Consider the following 17,025-nt stretch of genomic DNA (forward strand, 5'->3'; position numbering starts at 1 on the left):
ACGAGCCCGCCAGTTGAGTGACCGTCAGGTGTGGCCAACTCCCGCCATGTGCGGTCGATTTCTGCCAGAACCGCTGCGGATTGATGGCAGTCACTCAGGGTGATTGGAGGAGCGGGCATTTCGGGCCACTGTGCCCCAATTCAAAGGGCACTCGTGGTGAGTTGGTCCCAAAGTGGTCCCAAGCAGCATGCGAACCGAATCGCCCGGTCTCGGATCGACTGTCACGCAAAAGGCCGCTGGCCTGGGATTTCTCCCGGCCAACGGCCCATCCGACTTGCGTCGGGACGACAGGATTTGAACCTGCGACCCCTTGACCCCCAGTCGCCCTCCGGTGCGCGTGTGCACACGTCATAGGGTAGACAGCACGGGTTTTTCGTTCACGGAATTGCACATCTGGAACTACGACCTACAACGCGTGGTCCCCAGGGTGTCCCCTAGGACGCAAATTGGCCGGTGCGTGGTGGTAGGGGAAAGTTGGTGTGTTTGCAGCAGGATCAGGTTCCGGTCGGAGTTTGTTGGCCCGGGAGGGCACTGCCGAGGTAGCGGATAGGGGGCGTCTCCGGCGAGATCGGGAAGGTGACAGTCGCCTCGCCCGTGCGGTCGAGCTGATGGCGTGCCTGGGGGAGGTTGGTGGCTGGCCTGGCTTCCACGACCTGGACCATCGGGCCCAGGTCGATCCGAGTCTTGCTGATCTCGTGGACGACGTTGGGGTGGACTGCGGCGAGCCGGACGTTCTCGTTTCCCTCGAGCTGGTCCAGCGCCTCGTGGCTGGTGACGGTCACGGTGATCACAGTGCTCGGGACTTGGACGTGTTCGCCGTTTAGGAGCGCGAGCGTCTCCTTGATCTCGCGAACCTCGTGGGGGTTGAGGTCTTCGGGGGTGACGGGGAAGTAGTGCCCGGTCAGCTCTTGGAGTTGGGCGAGATCGTTGAAGGCGTTGAACCACCATCGTGCGGCGTCGGGCGGGATCAGGTGGCCGGAGATGGGGCCGGAGACCTTCCCCCCGTGATGGTGCAGTTCGAACTCGAGCGTGCAGCCGGGCAGCATCGTGGACGCCAGGCGCAGCGCGGGCAGGTAGACGTGAGGCATTCCGCGCTCGGGCGGGATGAATGTCACGTTCAGCCGCGAGCGGCGGGTGTCCATCTCCAGTTGGAACTGGGCTCGGATGACGCCGGCTGCGTCGGCCCCGTAGAGCCGGCCGCCCGCTGTCCCGGTGGAGCGGTGGTCGAAGGTCAGGTGGACGGACGCGGACGGGGGACCTGAGTGCGGCCTGACCATGAGTGTGGCGGTGATCGGCTCGGGCAGTGGCTGGATGTTGGACAGCAGGGTCAGGGAGCCTCCGTCGGCAGTGCCGGTGATTCCGAGGGAAGCCGGTGCGGTGACGGAGAGGTCTCTCAGGTTCTCCGTAGGGATGTGGACGTCGGCACCGCCGAACTTGAGTGCTTCCTCGAACTCCCGGCGCCGGGAGTCCTGTGCGGGGTCCACCGTCGAAAAGACGATCTGCCCGTTGAAGGAGATCTCCTCCTCCTCGGGAATGTGCGCGCTCTTGGGCGAGATGTGGACGATGGGCTCGCCGGTGTCAGCGGTCTGGATGGTGAGTTCGTAGTGCGGCGACAGTTCCTTGGAGCGGGCAGCCAGAGCTGCATGTCGGGCCGCGAGATCGGGTATCCCACGCAGCATCACGTCCTGCTCGGCGCGGGTTTCGGCGATGAGCCTCACAAGTTCGTCGCTGTCACTGTAGACGGCGTAGCGCACCAGGTCGGGGTGTGCGGCGAAGTGGGTGTTCAGCCAGGTGAGGCCGTGCCAGTTCCGGACGAAGGGGAACTGGCTGCGCAGGCTGTCGAACCACTGCGCCTCGGCGGGGTTGGCGTCGATCGGGACCAGGAGGTCCCAGTGATCCGGCTGGTGGCGAGCAGTTGACCTCAGGGAGTCGGTGACCTGCTGGCGCCGGCCCTTCGTCATCCTGCCGGTGAAGGACTTGATCTCGTAGTTCATGAGTGCGCCAGTTTCGGTGTACTCGAAGAGGTCCCGGCCGCCGTCGCCGCCGGTGCCGTCCACCGGCACGGCGTTCGGGTGCAGGCGTATGAGCAGCATGCTGATCAGGTTCTCGACTGCCTTCGGCTGCGACGCCAGATCGCCCCACGGAATCTGCACCATCGGATCACGCTACCGAGTATTGAGGTGCAGCGCAGCAACTGGTCGGGGCTTCTGCTCCATGTGCTCGGCAGGGCAGTAAGTGCCGGGCCAGGACCTGTTCGGGTACCGCTGGGTGCGGTGCGGTGGAAGCTGGCCACGCGGCCGTAGGCGCGAGCCAGAAGCCGAGGCTTGCCACCCCCCCCGGGGGGGAGACAGGGGGTGGCACACCTCAGCGCTCTGCTGACCGGGGGAGCGGTCAGAAGTCGGCGCGGCTGCCGCGGACGACGCAGGAGGCGCTGTTCTCCCAGCCCCAGCCGTCGCCGTCCGGGTCGGAGGAGGCGCTGGCGCAGTACGGGTAGCCGTTCGGCGCCTTGGTGGGCAGCGGGGACTGGGACGGGGTGGTGCCGGTGTCGGCGCGGCTGCCGCGGACGACGCAGGAGGCGCTGTTCTCCCAGCCCCAGCCGTCGCCGTCGGGGTCGGAGGAGGCGCTGGCGCAGTAGGGGTAGCCGTTCGGCGCCTTGGTGGGCAGCGGGGACTGGGACGGCGAGGGCGACTGGGTGGGCCGGTCGTAGATGGTGGCGGGGCGGGCGGTGGCGGCGATGCCGTTGGCACCGTTGAAGAAGCGGTTGCCCCAGGTGGTCAGGGAGTTCTTGTCGAAGTTGTTGACCAGGTCGAGGTACTCGACGCCGCCGCCGTTGCCGCTCCAGGACCAGCCGATGTAGCCGACCTGGAGGGACTGGGCGGTGGCCATGATGGCGTCCTCGTCGGGGTTGCCGTCGCTGTGGTTGGCACCGAACTCGCCGACCACGATGGGCAGTCCGGCGTTGACGTAGCTGCGGAGGTAGGCCTGGACCTCGGCGGCGGTGTCGTAGACGCCGTACATGTGGATGGAGAAGACGGTGTTGCGGTCCGGGTCGGCGGCGAAGACCGAGGCGGCGTTGTCGCGCATGGTGTTGGACCAGTCCTGGCCCCAGTTCGGGCCGTCGACCATCAGGGCGTGGCGCAGGCCGGCCCCGCGGAGCTTGCCGATGGCGTTCTTGGTGGCGGCGGTCCAGGCGGTGTAACCGCTGTTGCCCCAGGGCTCGTTGGCGATGTTGACGACTACGTAGGCCTCCTGGCCGTTCAGGACGCTCTTGTTGTCGACCCAGAACTGGGCAGCCCGGTCGAGGGTGGTGGCGGTGGCGTCCTCGCCGTAGCCGGTGGCGTCGTGGACCTCCAGGACGCAGATGACCTTGGCGGCCTTGCACTGGCCGATGAGGGTGGAGATCTGCGCGGAGCTGGTGCGGGTCCAGCGGTCGCCGTTGCTGAGCACGACGCGGACGGTGTTGGCGCCCTTGGCGGCGATGTCGGCGATCGCGGTGGTCTGCCCGGAGTACCAGGTGTACGCGTGGTTGACCCCGCGCATCACGAACTGGTTCCCGTTGGCCTCCAGGATGCGGCCGTTGCTGACGTGGATGCCGGTGGCGGCGGCCTGGGCGCTGCCCGGGGCGAATCCGAACACGGCGATCAGCAGACCGAAGGCGGCTGCGATCGCCGCACCGATCGTCGTGAGCGCTCTGCGGCTCTGCGACGGGTTCATGGCTCTCCTCGAATCGTGGGTGGGGGTACGGCCGGCCCGCCGCCATGTCGAAAGCAGGGCCCTGCTGGGGCTGGGACAGGCGGAGGGAGCGCGGGCAAGCCGCTGGTCGACGTCCGGCCGGTCGACCCGCCGGGGGTGGGGGCGGGGAGTCGGTCCTCGTCGTCTTCGAGATGCTGACACACCATCAGTCGGTGGTCAACGGATCTGACTTAACCGATTAATTGAGTGTCAGAAGCATGCGGTCGAACGGGATGGTGCTGTTCAGTTGAGATGATCGGAGCTCAGCTGGGCCCTGGACGGCTTTCACTCTGAGGTGAACTGAACCAGTTAATACAAGGTTGCCGTCAGTAGGTGCTGCAGGTCTCCCCGTTGAGGGCGAAGGAGGAGGGCACGCCGTTGGTGCCGGGGGTAGAGGTGCCGCTGAAGCCGAAGTTCACGCTGGCTCCGGCCGCGATGACGGTGTTGTAGGAGCCCGGGTTGGTGGCCGTCACCTGCTTGCCGGACTGCGCGCTCACGGCATTCCACATGGCGGTGACGCGCTGGTCCCCGGGGAAGGAGAAGACCAGCTGCCAGCCGTTGACGCTGGTGCCGCCGGTGTTCTTGACGGTGACGTCGCCGTTGAAGCTGCCGCCCCAGTCGGAGAGGCCGTAGTGCACCGCGCAGCCGGCCGCCGGCACGGGGGAGGTGGACGGCGCGGAGGGCGAGGGCGGAGTCGAGGCGGACTCGCTGGCGGAGGGGGACGGCTCGTTGGGGGAGGCGGAGGAGCTCGGGCTCGGGGTGCCGGTCACCAGGCCCGACTTGGCGCGCATCCGCTCGGAGTGGTCACGGAAGACGGCGAGCTCGGGCGCGCCCGGCAGCACGCCGAACTTGCCGTCGATGTTGCGGTCCGAGTACCACCAGAACGCGCTTCCGTCACCGCCGGCCGCCTCGAAGTCCGCGTAGATCTCGCGCCACCACGCCGAGCGGTCGACGTTGTGCACGTTGAACTCGCCCATGTAGAAGGGCTTTCCGACCTTTTCGTGGGAGTCGCTGATCCAGGAGCGGACCAGGGCCTTGGTCTCCTGGATGTCCAGGTCCGCCCAGTGTTCGGTGGGGTAGGGGTGGGCGGAGGTGTAGTCGATGTACGGCGACTGCTGCACGTGGACGAAGGGGTTGCCCTCGTCGCCGCCGAAGCCGTACTCGGTGCCGTGCCCTTCGAGGCCGACACCCAGCAGGTGCTTGGAGTCGATGCCCTTGACGAACGCGCCCATCTCGTCGACCCAGGCCCGCAGGGTGGTGCCGTTGACGTTCTCGGCCTGGCTCTGGCCCTCGTAACGGGGCTCGTTCATCAGGTCCCAGGCGAAGACGGTCGGGTCGTCCTTGTACTTGACGCCGCTGTAGTGGTTGACCCGGTTCAGCGCGTAGGACACGTAGTTCTTGTAGGAGGTGAAGCAGCCGGGGCAGCGGGCCTTGTCGAAGAACGCGGCCCGGGCGGGCTGGCCGCCGGACAGGCCCTCCCAGCGAAGGCGGGCGTCGATGCCGCCGTACGCCTCCCAGTAGTTCTCGAACACCGGGACCAGTCGGACGCCGTGGGCCTTGGCCGACTCGATGACGTAGTCGAACAGGGCGAACTGCTGCTCGTCGTAGACGCCCTCGGATGTCTCGAAGCCGTGCCAGTTCTCGTGGTTGAACATCCACAGCCGCGCCACGTCGACCTTGTCCGCCTTCAGGTTGGCGAACTGGGCGTCGATGCGGGCCTTGTCCATGAACTGCGACTCGGTGTCGCCGGAGGCCGACCCGTAGGTGAAGAAGTCGTAGGTGTTGGTGCCCGCGAAGTAGTACTCCTTGCCGTCCAGGCAGAAGTGGACGCCGCAGCGGGTGGCGAACGACCCGGCGGTGTCGGCCTGGGCGGTGCTGGCCCGGCCGAGGGTCAGGCCGGTGGCGGCGAGGGCGGCGGCGAGCAGGACGGCCGTCGGCGCGAGGTTCGAGGTGCGGCGGGTCCGGAGTCTCTGGTACACGGAGGTTCCTTTCGTGCCATGGGTGGGGGTGGTGGTGCGGTGACGCGCCGGTGACGACGCGTCAGGCGTTGGGGGCGGCTGTCAGGGCCAGCCAGGCGTCGGCGAGCAGGCGGTGGCCGAGCGGGGTGGGGTGGACGCCGTCGGCCGCGATCAGGGTGGGGTCGCCTGCGGTGCGGGCTGCCTGGTTGAGCAGACCGTCGGCGGCCAGCAGGCGGGCGTCGTGGGCGGTGGCGAGGCGGCGGACGGCCTGGATCCGGGCGTCGAGGTCGGCCCGCCAGCTCCACTGCTCCGCCCGCACCGGCAGCAGGAACGGTTCGATCAGCAGCAGCCGAGGGGCGCAGTGCCCGCGCAGGTTGGTGAGCAGCCGGTGGTAGTCGCGCTCCCAGGTGCCGACCGGGCTGGGCAGCCCCTGGTCGTGGCGGCGCCAGGTGTCGTTGACGCCGATCAGGACGGAGACCAGGGCCGGGCGGTGGGCGAGGGTGTCGGCCTCCCAGCGCTCGCGCAGGTCGGCGAGGCGGTCTCCGCCGACGCCCCGGTTGAGCACCTGCGGGGCGCCGGGCAGCGCGGCGGCGGCCAGCGCGGCGTAGCCGTGGCCGAGGTCCTCCGGGCGGGCGCGGTCGCGGCCGGCCTCGGTGATGCTGTCGCCCTGGAAGAGAACGGTGGCGCGGGGCTGCATGCGGGGCTCCTCACGGCGGGGCCCGCGGCTCGGGCATGACGGTCACCGGGCGGCGGGCGGTCGGGGGCCGGCGAGGGGTCAGCTCGCCGCGGTCATCGCCTTCGCGTGGGCGGCGAAGAGCTGGGCGCAGGCCTGGGTGGGGTTGGCGGGGTCGTTGTTCCACATGACGCGGTGGCCGTCGTAGTCGGGGTAGAAGGAGCCGTCGTCGACGCGGGAGGTGAGCAGCCAGAACTGGTCGCCGGCCGCGCCGTTCGCGAGCGCGGCGTCGGTCCAGGCCCGGTAGGCGGCGTCGCGGGCGGCGGCGTCGGGGATGTCGCGGGCGGGGTCGATCTGGAGGCCGAACTCCTCGACGACGACGGGCTTGCGGAGCGTGCGGCCGTCGGCGAGGTGGTCGGTGATCCAGCGGGTGCCCCAGGCGGTGGCATCGGTGCCGGGCTTGGAGCCGCTGGTCTCACCCCAGTTCTGCGGGTAGACGTGGACGGTGCCGTAGTCGATCGAGGGCAGCGCGGTGAGCTTCAGCCAGTCGGCGCCCTCGTAGTCGGAGTAGGGGTAGTCGGCGTGGCCGGCCTTGCCGTAGAAACCCTCGTCGCCCACCGCGAGCAGCTGGCGCGGGGCCAGCGCCTTGACGTAGGAGCTCATCTCACGGGCCCAACCGAGCAGGGTGGCACCGGACTTGTCGCTGCGGCAGCGCGGCTCGTTGGCCAGCTCCCAGGCCATGACGGTGGGGTCGGCGTCGTAGCGCAGGCCGGTGTAGCGGTTGCGGCGCCCTATGACGTGCTTGGCCCAGGCCCGGTAGGCCTTCTTGCAGTTGGCGTCGGTGTAGAAGCGGTCGTGGTTGACGCCCTCGCCGTAGGAGTCGTCGGGCAGGCCGAGGAACCAGGAGACGTATTGGCGCATGCCGCCGTAGTCGGGCCAGTTGTTGACCAGAGGGAGGACCAGCCGCAGGCCGAGCTGCCCGGCCTTGTGGACGGCGTAGTCGAGGCTGTCGAAGGCAGCCTCGTCGTACCGGAACGGCTGCGGCTGCAGGGCGCGGTGGGAGTGGCCGTCACCGTCGGCGAAGGCCCAGGCGCGGATCACCGTCAGGCCCATCGTGGCGGCGTCGTTCAGCACTGCGTCGATCATGTAGTGGGACTGCTGGTGGAGGTAGTAGCAGTTGGTGCCGCCGAAGCGGAACTTCCGGCCGTTCAGGCGCAGTTCAGCGTCCCTGGCGGTGACGAACGAGCGCTTCGCGCCGTCTTCGCGGCCGCGGCCCTGCTGCTCGGCTTCCTGACCCGCGCCGGTGGTGGCGAGTGCGGTGCCGCCGATCAGGGGGGTGGTGGCGAGGCTGAGGGCGGCGGCTCCCAGCAGGGTGCGGCGGCTGGTGGTGCGGGGCTGGTCGTTCACGGGGCTCCTCCGGACAAGCGTGGGTGGGGTGGTTCCTGGGGGCGTGACGGGTGGGCTTCGGTCAGCGGGGCTGTGGGACCTTCGCGCGGAACAGGGTGGCGTCACCGTCCAGCCGGACGGGTCCGTCGGCGGCCGGGAGGTAGGCGGACTGCCCGGCGGCGAGTGCCGTGCCGCCGTCGATCCGGGCGGCGCCGCGCACGCAGAGCAGGATCTGCGGGCCGTCGTCGGCGATGTCGAGGGGTTCGCCGAGTTCGATCCGGGAGAGGCTGAACTCTTCGGCAGGTGTGAGGAATTCGAGCTCTCCGGGGCCGGTGGGAACGGCGGGGACGTGCTGCGGGGTGGTGGGGCGGAAGCCGACCACCGCAGCCAGTGCGGCGGTGTCGACGTGCTTGGGGGTGAGGCCGCAGCGCAGCACGTTGTCGGAGCCGGCCATGATCTCGACGCCGAGGCCGCGCAGGTAGGCGTGCGGGACGCCGGCGTCCAGGTAGAGGGCCTGGCCGGGGCCGAGGCGGACGTGGTTGAGCAGCATCGCGGCGAGGATCCCGGGGTCGCCGTGGTAGTCGCGGGCGGCGTCCCGGTAGGCGGCCCAGGTGGCCGCGTCCGCGTCGTCGCCCGAGGCCAGGGCGGTCAGGACGGAGGGGAGTTCGGCGGCGGCGCGCTCGCCCCTGGCCCGGTCGTCCGCGAGAGCGGCGGTCAGCACCGCGCGCAGCGCCTGGTCGGCGGGAGCGGTGCGCAGCTGCCGGATCCAGGGGGCCAGCACCGGCAGCGCCAGGCGCTCCCAGAGCGCGGCGGTGGCCTGGGGGTCGCGGAAGCCGCAGAGTGCCTCGAACTCGCCGAGCGCACAGATCAGTTCGGGCTTGTGGTGACGGTCGCGGTAGATCCGGTGCGGGGCGTCGAGCGGGATGCCGGCGGCCTCCTCGGCCGCGTACCCGGCCTCGGCCTGGGCGGTCGTCGGGTGGACCTGGACGGAGAGGGCGTGGTCGGCGGCCAGCAGCTTCAGCAGGAAGGGCAGGCGGGCTCCGAAGCGCTCGGCCACCCGCTCGCCGAGCTCGTGCCGCGGGGCCCTGGCGATGACGGCGTCGAGTGTCTCGCTGCCCCGGCCGCGGTCGATCAGGGCGGGTGCGCCGGGGTGGGCGCCCATCCACAGCTCGGCCTCGGGTTCGCCGGTGGGCCGACGGCCCGTCAGCTCGGCGAGGGCGGTGGTGGAGCCCCAGGCGTAGGGGCGGATGGTGGTGGTGAGCAGGTCGGCGGTCATGTCGGTGCTCCGGTGTGCGTGGGCCCCGGCCCGTCCCCGGGCTTCCTCACCCTCAAGAGGAGCCGGGGACGGGCCGGGAGTCTGTGGGAGGCGGTCAGCGGGACGGCGGTCCGCTGCTGCCGCGGGGTACCAGGACGGGTGTCGGGGCAGGCGCGGTCGGCGGGCGCCGGTGCTCGATGACGTCGAACAGGGTGCGGGTGACCTGGGCGCCGTAGCCGTGGACGTCGTGGCTCATCGCGGACAGCGGGGGGTGGGTGAGCCGGCAGAGCTGGGAGTCGTCCCAGGCGATCAGGGACAGGTCGGCGGGGACCTGGAGGCCGAGCTCGGCGGCGACGGCGATGCCGGCGACGGCCATGATGTCGTTGTCGTACACGATCGCGGTGGGGCGCTCGGCGGAGGACAGCAGCATCCGGGTGGCCCGGGCGCCGGCCCGGCCGGAGAAGTCCGTGGTCAGGCTGCGCGGCGGCTCCAGGCCGAGCTGAGCGGCGACGGCCTCCAGCGCCCGGGCGCGGATCGCGGTGTGGCCGAGGGCCGGGTCGCCGCCGACCCGGGCGATGCGGCGGTGGCCGAGCATCGCCAGGTAGCGGACGGCGTCCTCGACGGCGGCGGAGTCGTCGGTCCACACGGTGGCCACCGCCGGGCCGGCCAGGGCCGGGTGTCCGGCGGCGACGGCGGGCATGCCGAGCGCGGCCACGGCCGGGATGCGGGGGTCGTCCTCGGTGAGGTCGACCAGGACGGCGCCGGACACCCGGCGGGTGCGCCACCAGGTGCGGTGCACGGCGATCTCCTGCTCGCGGTCGCGCACCAGGCGCAGCAGCAGGGTCGCCGAGCGCTCCTCCAGCACGGTCTCGATGCCGGAGATGAACTCCATGTAGAAAGGTTCCAGGCCGAGTTGGTGGGCGGGGCGGGCGATGACCAGGCCGACGGTCCCGCCGTCCGGGTGGAGGGCGGCCAGGCTGCGGGCGGCCTGGTTGGGTACCCAGCCGAGTTCGGCGGCGGCGGCCCGGATGCGGTGCCGGGTGGGGGCGGAGACTCCGGGCCGGTCGTTGAGGGCGAGCGAGACGGCGCCGGGGGAGACTCCCGCGCGGGCGGCGACGTCGCGGATGGTGACGCGTCCGCTCATGGCCTCGGTCGCCTTGCCGTGGTGGGGGCGCCCTGCCTGGGCGGAGGCACCGCGGCGCAGGTGCGGTGCCTCCGGGTCGTCTGCCCTGGGAGCCGGCTCACTTGGTGGAGCCGGCGGCGAAGCCGGCGTAGATCAGGCGCTGCAGGGCGAGGAAGACGATCAGGGTCGGCAGGATGACCAGGATGGTGCCGGCCGAGATGATCTCCCAGTTGACGCCGAACGGGCCCTGGAAGCGGAACAGCGAGGTGGAGATGGTGCCGAGGTCGCTGGAGGGCATGTAGAGGAAGGGGATGAAGAAGTCGTTGTAGACGGTGACGCCCTTGACGATGACCACGGTGGCGATGGCGGGCTTGAGCATCGGCAGGATGATGCGCCGGTAGATGGTGAAGCTGTTGGCGCCGTCGAGGCGGGCGGCCTCGTCGAGGGAGACCGGGATCGAGCGGATGAACTGCAGGAAGATGTAGATCGAGATTATGTCGGTGCCGAGGTAGAGCAGGATCGGCGCCCAGCGGGTGTTGAACGCGCCGAGGTTGTCGATGATCTGGAAGGTCGCGACCTGGGTGGTGACGCTGGGGACCAGGCTGGCGAGCAGGAAGAGCGCCATCACGAGCTTCTTGAGCCGGAAGTCGAAGCGGTCGATGGCGTAGGCGGTCATCGAGCCGATGACGACCGTGCCGGTGACCGAGACCAGCAGGATGAAGGTGGTGTTGAGGAAGGCGGGCAGCATCTTGCCCTGGGTGAAGGCGATGCGGAAGTTCTCGAAGTTGAGCCAGTTGCCGGGCAGGTCCAGCGGCCCGGTGCCGAGGGCTTCCTGACGGGTCTTCAGCGCGGTGAAGAAGATCACCAGCAGCGGGATCAGGACGACGGCGGAGGCCAGGAGCAGGGAGAGGTACTTGGCGCCGCCGGCGACGGCGGACCGGGTGTGGATCCTGCGGGCGGCGCGCGGCTGCCGGGCGGGGGTGACGGGATTGGTGGTCACGAGAGTTCCACCCTCTCCTCCGGCACCAGGCGGCGCTGGATCCAGGTGACGAGCAGGATCAGGACGAGCAGGACGACGGCGCTGGCCGAGGCGAGGCCGAACTTGTCGAACTTGAAGGCCATGTTGATGCTCTGGATGACGAAGGTCTGCGAGCCGTTGGCGCCGCCGGTCATGATGTAGGGGATCTCGAAGACGGCCAGCGAGCCGGAGACGGCGAGGATCGCGCTGAGGCTGATGACGGGCTTGATGCTGGGCGCGATGATGTGGCGGAACTGCTGCCAGCGGCTCGCGCCGTCGAGGGCGGCGGCCTCGTAGAGGTGCGGCGGGATGGACTGGATGGCGCCGAGGAAGAGCACCAGGTTCAGGCCGGTGTAGCGCCAGACCGACACGCCGGCCAGGGACTTGTTGACCAGGTCCGGGTCGCCCATCCAGAGGTGGTCGCCGTGGATGCCCAGGAGTGCCAACAGGGAGTCCAGGGTGCCCTGGGGGCGGAAGAAGTAGAGGAAGACGAACCCGATCGCCACGCCGTTGATCAGGTAGGGGAAGAAGAGGATGCCCTTGAAGAGGTTGCGGAACTTCGTGTTGAAGCTCAGCACCGTGGCGAAGTAGAGCGCCAGGCAGATCTGCAGCACTGCGGCGATCAGGTAAACGCCGCTGACGAGGAACACCTTGAACAGCTCGGGGCGGGTGAACAGGTCGGTGTAGTTCTCGAGCCCGACGTTGCTCTTCTCGGGGCTGATGCCGTCCCAGTCGGTGAAGCTGTAGCCGAGCATGTCGGCGATCGGCAGGTAGGTGAAGGCGGTCAGCAGCCCGAGCGGTACCAGCAGGTAGAGCCACGGTGTGAACCACCAGTGCCGGCGGACACCCTTGCGCCGGGTGGCGCGGCCTCGGCCGACAGGGGCGGCGGAGGCGGTCCGCGCGGGGGGCTGTGCGGTGCCCCGGTCCCTCTGCAGTGCAGTCATCTTCGTTCCTTCGTTGGTCCTGGCGTCCGGTGAGCGGCACGGCCCGGCCCTGATGTCAGGGCGGGTGGGCGCGGGGCCGTGCCGCTCGGTCCCCGGGTGGGTCAGCCGACCGTCTTCAGCGACTCGGACCACTTCTTGTTGAGCTCGGCGAAGTAGCTCTTCTGGTCGCCGGGGGCGGCGCCGCGCGCGATGTCGACCAGCTTCTGCCGGTAGTCGGGGGCGTCGAGGTTGATCTCCGCGCCCTTGTCGATCTTCTTGACCTTGGCCAGCTGTTCCTGGTTCTGGCCGATCATCTGCACGCCCTTCTCGGTGAAGGGCTTGAGGGCGCTGGGCAGTTCGGTGCCCTTGACGGAGGAGATGCCCTGCTCGTTCTGCGCGGCGCCGGACTTGTTGATGAACCAGTCGATCCAGGCGCGGGCCGCCTCCTGGTTCTTGGAGTGCTTGTTGATCGCGTACTTGTAGTCCGGCTGCAGGACGGTGCAGGGCTTGCCGGTGGTGGACGGGAACGGCATGTAGCCGATGTCGTCCGGGTTGGCGCCGGCCTTGGTGGCGGCGTCGCGCACCTGCGAGATGGACCAGGAGCCGAGGTACATCGAGCCGACCTTGCCGGTGGCCAGCAGGACCTTGGAGTTGTCCCAGTTGGTGGTGGTCGGGTCGGTCTCGGAGAGCTTCTCGTTGACCACCGAGTACAGCAGGCCGTCGATGGTGAAGATGTCGTTGCCGCTGGTCCAGGGCAGCGGCGTGGTGGCCATCGCGTCCTTGGCCTTGGGGTCGCAGCTGGGGGAGCTGACCGCGTCTGTCCACTGCCGCAGCGGCCAGCCGTCGTGGTAGTTGGTGTAGTACGGGGTGGCGGCGCCCTTGGCCTTGATGGCCTTCAGTGCGGTGACGAACTCCTCGGGGGTCTTCGGCCAGTCGGTGACGCCGGCCTCCGCCCAGACCTTCTTGTTGTAGACGAAGCCGGTCACGGTGCCGTAGTTGGCTATGCCGTAGACCTTGCTGCTGACCGTCGAGTAGTCGGTCCACTGGTACTGCTTGGACAGCTCGGCGGCATCGCCCAACGGCGAGAAGAAGTTGGGGAACTGAGCGATCGACAGGTCCGAGGGGATCGGCAGCACGTCACCGTAGTTCTCGGTGTTCATGCGGATCTTGACTTCGCCCTCGTAGTCCTTCATCCCCTCGAACTTCACCTTGACGTTCGGGTAGAGCTTGGTGAACTCGGCGGCGTACTTGTCCAAGGTGCCGTCGCCCAGCTGGTCCGTACGGTTCGTCAGGACCGTGATGGAGCCGGACACCTTGGCCGGGTCGGAGTTGACCGTCGGGACCGAGGTGGCGCCGCTCCCGCCATTGCTGCTACACGCCGTGAGCGCCACCATCGTCGCGGCCACAACGGCCACCCATCCTCTTCGCATCTCGCCCATCCTTCGCGCTGATCGTCTTCTGAACACGGGGGAAGCGACATCCAGCGGACCTGACCGGCCTCCCTGGCTGCTGGACGCTTAACGTAGACGTCACTTTGCTGCCATGTCCATAGAGCGGTCAACTTTGATATCCACCAGTTTTGTTACCGATCAAGGCTGTCTTTACTAAAACTTTGCCTAACTCAACAGTGGATCGGCCCTGTTATCCGACTGCGATCGAGGATGGCTGGACAACGTTGTCAGAGAGGGTCAGAATCACCGGAAACGCCCCGGCGGCACCCGGTCCATCACTGCGGAGCCCCTCAGCCCGACACCCGGAGTAATCACGATGAGTTACGACATGGCCGGTGCCGCGACCACGGTCGGATCAGCGCCGGGGGGCATCCCCGCAGGACCGTTGATCGCGGCGCTCGACATCGGCGGCACCAAGATCGCGGGCGGCCTGGTCGACACGGACGGCACCCTGCTGCACCAGCTCCAGGTGTCCACCCCCGCCGACGGCGACCGGCACGAGCTGATGGCCGCCGTCGACCACGTCCTCGACGACCTCGCCCGCCTCCCCGGCTGGCAGCACGTACGGGCGCTCGGCATCGGCAGCGCCGGCCCCGTCGACATCGCCGCCGGAACCGTCAGTCCGGTCAACCTCCCCGGCTGGCGCGGCTACCCGCTGCGCTCCGAGGCAGCCGAGCACCCCGCCGTCCGCGACCTGCCGGTCGTCCTCGGCGGCGACGCCGTGGCCATGACCGCCGCCGAACACTGGCGCGGCGCCGCCCGGCCCTTCCGCAACGCCCTGTGCCTGGTGGTCTCCACCGGCGTCGGCGCCGGCCTCGTCCTCGACGGCCGCCTCCACACCGGCACCACCGGCAACGCCGGACACCTCGGCCACATCAGCATCGACTACGGCGGCCGCCCCTGCCCCTGCGGCTCCCGCGGCTGCCTCGAAGGACTCGCCTCCGGCACCGCCATCGCCCGCACCGCCGCCGAACTCGGCTGGCGCCCCGGCCCGGACGGCGACGCCACCGCGGGCGCCGTCGCCCTCGCGGCCCAGGCCGGCGACCCGCTCGCCCTGACCGCCTACGACCGCGCCGCCCGGGCCCTGGCAGTCGGCATCGCCGCCACCGCCACCCTCGTCGAACTCGACGCCGCGGTCATCGGCGGCGGCGTCGCCAAGGCCGGCCCCGTCCTCTTCGACCCGCTCGCCCGCCACCTCGCCTCCTACGCCACCCTCTCCTTCACCCGCGGACTGCGCCTGGTGCCCGCGCACCTGGGCACCGACGCGGGCCTGGTCGGCGCCGCCGCCCTCGCCCGCCCCGCACTCCCCGCCCACCGCTGACCGATGAGCACCAGCAGACACGGCGTCAGGCCGACCATGAACGACGTCGCCGCGCGAGCGGGCGTCGGCCTCAAGACCGTCTCCCGGGTCGTCAACCACGAGAGCGGCGTCACCCCCGCGACGGCCGAGCGGGTCCGAGCAGCGATCGCCGAGCTGGGATTCCGCCGCAACGACAGCGCCCGCCTGCTGCGCACCGGCCGCACCGCGAGCATCGCGCTGCTCCTGGAGGACATCGGCGACCCGTTCTCCTCACACCTGGCCCGCGCGGTCGAGGAGGTGGCCATCGAGCAGGGCTGCCTGCTGTTCACCGGATCCAGCGCGGAGGACGGGGAGCGCGAGCGCGAGTTGGCCACGGCCTTCTGCGCGCGCCGGGTCGACGGCCTGCTCATCGTGCCCGCCGGCACCGACCACTCCTACCTGGTGCCGGAGATCGCCTCGGGCACGCCGGTGGTGTTCCTGGACCGGCCCGCCGCGGCCATCGACGCCGACGCCGTCCTCAGCGACAACGCGGGCGGCGCCCGCCACGGCGTCACCCACCTGATCCGCCACGGACACCGCCGCATCGGGTTCGTCGGCGACCTGCCCGGCATCCACACCTGCGCGGAGCGGCTGCGCGGATACCGCCGGGCGATGGCCGAGGCGAACCTGCCGGTAAACGAACGCTGGATCGCCACCGGCCCGACCACCCCCGCCCAGGTCGCGCGATCCCTCGCCCGCCTGCTGGAGGGCCCCGAGCCCGTCACCGCGCTGCTGACCGCCAACAACCGGATCACCACGGCGGCCCTCGCCGTCCTCGCCCGTCACGAAGCGATGCCGGCCCTGCTGGGGTTCGACGACCTCGAACTCGCCGCGCTGCTCACCCCTGCTCTGACCGTTGTCGCCCAGGACCCCGCGGCCCTCGGCAGGAGCGCCGCCGGTGTGCTGTTCGACCGGCTTCGCGGCGACACCGGCCCGAGCCGCCGCGTCCTGATCCCCACCCGCCTGATCGTGCGGGGATCGGCGGAGACGGCCCCGCCGCCCGAGGGCTGACCCGAGGCGGACGGGCGGCCTGCCGCTGCTGTGCGACCTGACAGGATGGGACCCGGGTGCACGTGGAAGCGTGCCGAAGGCCCGCCAGCCGTCAGAGGGGAACAGCATGCCGCACCGGGTGACGATCCGAGACGTCGCCGCTCGCGCCGGGGTCTCCGCCGGTGCCGTCTCGCTCGCCCTCAACGACCGGCCCGGCGTCTCGCAGGAGACCCGCCGCCGCATCACCGAGGCCGCCCGGGAGCTCGGCTGGTCCCCCAACCTCGCCGCTCGTTCACTGGCCCGTGGTCCGCAGGTGCACACCATCGGGATGGCGATCAGCCGCGAAGCAGTGGACGAGGGACTCGACGCGCTCCACATGGCCCTCATCGGCGGCATCGAGCACGTCCTGTCAGAACGGCCCTGCTCCCTGCTGCTGCACCTGACCACCAGCCGGGAGATGGAGATCGCCCTCTACCGGCAGTGGTGGCAGTCCGGCCAGGTCAACGGGGCGGTGCTGACCGGGGTGACCGCGGACGACCCCCGGATCGAGTCAACCCACCACTTGGGCATGCCAGTCGTCGCCGTCACCCACCCCGACCACAGCGGCCCCTTCCCGGCGGTCTGGAGCGACGAGGCGGCGGCCGTCACGGAGGCGGTGCGCTACCTCGCCGTTCTCGGGCACCGGCGGATCGCCCACATCGCGGGCCCCGCCAAGCTCGGCAGCGCGCTGGTCCGCTCGCGGGCTTTCGAGGACATCGCCGTCGAACTGTCCCTGGAGGACCACCGCACCGTGGTCACCGACCTGTCGGCACATCAGGGCGCCCGGGCCACCCGGGAGTTGCTCACCGCCGCCGACCGGCCCACCGCGATCGTCTACGACAACGACATCATGGCCGTGGCCGGCCTGGCGGTGGCCGCCGAGCTGGGCCTGCGGGTCCCCGAGGACCTGTCACTCGTCGCCTGGGACGACTCGGACCTGTGCCGGATCACCCGGCCGAACCTGTCCGCCCTCAGCCACGACCCGTTCGCCTTCGGCTCGGAGGTCGCCCGGTGCCTGCTCGAACTCCTGGACACCGGACGGGCCGAGTCCCGCGTCTCCGGCACCCCCGAGCTGGTCCCGCGCGGGACCACCGGCCCACCGCCGCGCAGGCCGTGAGCCCGGCCCGCCCCAGGGGCC

At 70.3% G+C, this 17,025-nt stretch carries 13 protein-coding genes; 3 read left to right on the top strand and 10 right to left on the bottom strand.

The window, feature by feature from the left end:
* Positions 1 to 494: 494 nt before the first annotated feature.
* The 10 genes from ACWCYY_RS10755 to ACWCYY_RS10800 form a co-directional block, all read right to left on the bottom strand.
* Entirely contained in the window at positions 495 to 2,156 is a 1,662-nt protein-coding gene (locus ACWCYY_RS10755; RefSeq protein WP_449795695.1) for a hypothetical protein, read from the bottom strand.
* Positions 2,157 to 2,391: 235 nt separating this feature from the next.
* On the bottom strand, positions 2,392 to 3,714 hold the full coding sequence (locus tag ACWCYY_RS10760) for a cellulase family glycosylhydrolase (protein WP_449795696.1): 1,323 nt from the start codon (positions 3,712 to 3,714) through the stop codon (positions 2,392 to 2,394).
* Positions 3,715 to 4,058: 344 nt separating this feature from the next.
* Positions 4,059 to 5,711, bottom strand: coding sequence for a cellulose binding domain-containing protein (locus ACWCYY_RS10765; protein WP_449795697.1), 1,653 nt, complete (start codon positions 5,709 to 5,711; stop codon positions 4,059 to 4,061).
* Between the two features lie 61 nt (positions 5,712 to 5,772).
* Entirely contained in the window at positions 5,773 to 6,387 is a 615-nt protein-coding gene (locus tag ACWCYY_RS10770; protein WP_449795698.1) for an SGNH/GDSL hydrolase family protein, read from the bottom strand.
* Positions 6,388 to 6,465: 78 nt separating this feature from the next.
* Entirely contained in the window at positions 6,466 to 7,770 is a 1,305-nt protein-coding gene (locus ACWCYY_RS10775) for a glycoside hydrolase 5 family protein (protein WP_449795699.1), read from the bottom strand.
* Positions 7,771 to 7,831: 61 nt separating this feature from the next.
* Positions 7,832 to 9,025, bottom strand: a complete 1,194-nt coding sequence (gene manA / locus ACWCYY_RS10780) for a mannose-6-phosphate isomerase, class I (protein ID WP_449795700.1) — start codon at positions 9,023 to 9,025, stop codon at positions 7,832 to 7,834.
* 94 nt (positions 9,026 to 9,119) lie between these two features.
* Positions 9,120 to 10,148 (bottom strand): LacI family DNA-binding transcriptional regulator, encoded by a 1,029-nt coding sequence (locus ACWCYY_RS10785; protein ID WP_449795701.1) that lies wholly within the window; start codon positions 10,146 to 10,148, stop codon positions 9,120 to 9,122.
* A 97-nt stretch (positions 10,149 to 10,245) separates the two neighbouring features.
* On the bottom strand, positions 10,246 to 11,127 hold the full coding sequence (locus ACWCYY_RS10790; RefSeq protein WP_449795702.1) for a carbohydrate ABC transporter permease: 882 nt from the start codon (positions 11,125 to 11,127) through the stop codon (positions 10,246 to 10,248).
* Positions 11,124 to 12,089: a carbohydrate ABC transporter permease gene (locus tag ACWCYY_RS10795; protein WP_449795703.1), complete on the bottom strand. Its 966-nt coding sequence runs from the start codon at positions 12,087 to 12,089 to the stop codon at positions 11,124 to 11,126. Before ACWCYY_RS10795 ends, ACWCYY_RS10790 begins: the two co-directional genes overlap by 4 nt.
* A 101-nt stretch (positions 12,090 to 12,190) precedes the next feature.
* Positions 12,191 to 13,498, bottom strand: coding sequence for an extracellular solute-binding protein (locus ACWCYY_RS10800; RefSeq protein ID WP_345290282.1), 1,308 nt, complete (start codon positions 13,496 to 13,498; stop codon positions 12,191 to 12,193).
* A gap of 349 nt (positions 13,499 to 13,847) precedes the next feature.
* Between ACWCYY_RS10800 and ACWCYY_RS10805 the strand changes: the two genes are divergently transcribed.
* The 3 genes from ACWCYY_RS10805 to ACWCYY_RS10815 all read left to right on the top strand — a co-directional run bounded on the left by ACWCYY_RS10805 (position 13,848) and on the right by ACWCYY_RS10815 (position 17,004).
* The gene (locus ACWCYY_RS10805) at positions 13,848 to 14,840 is read left to right on the top strand and encodes an ROK family protein (protein WP_449795891.1); all 993 of its coding nucleotides are present in this window, start codon (positions 13,848 to 13,850) and stop codon (positions 14,838 to 14,840) included.
* Between the two features lie 3 nt (positions 14,841 to 14,843).
* Entirely contained in the window at positions 14,844 to 15,869 is a 1,026-nt protein-coding gene (locus ACWCYY_RS10810; RefSeq protein WP_449795704.1) for a LacI family DNA-binding transcriptional regulator, read from the top strand.
* A gap of 106 nt (positions 15,870 to 15,975) precedes the next feature.
* Positions 15,976 to 17,004, top strand: coding sequence for a LacI family DNA-binding transcriptional regulator (locus tag ACWCYY_RS10815; RefSeq protein ID WP_449795705.1), 1,029 nt, complete (start codon positions 15,976 to 15,978; stop codon positions 17,002 to 17,004).
* Positions 17,005 to 17,025: the final 21 nt, after the last annotated feature.

Source organism: Kitasatospora sp. NPDC001664, from assembly GCF_053596675.1.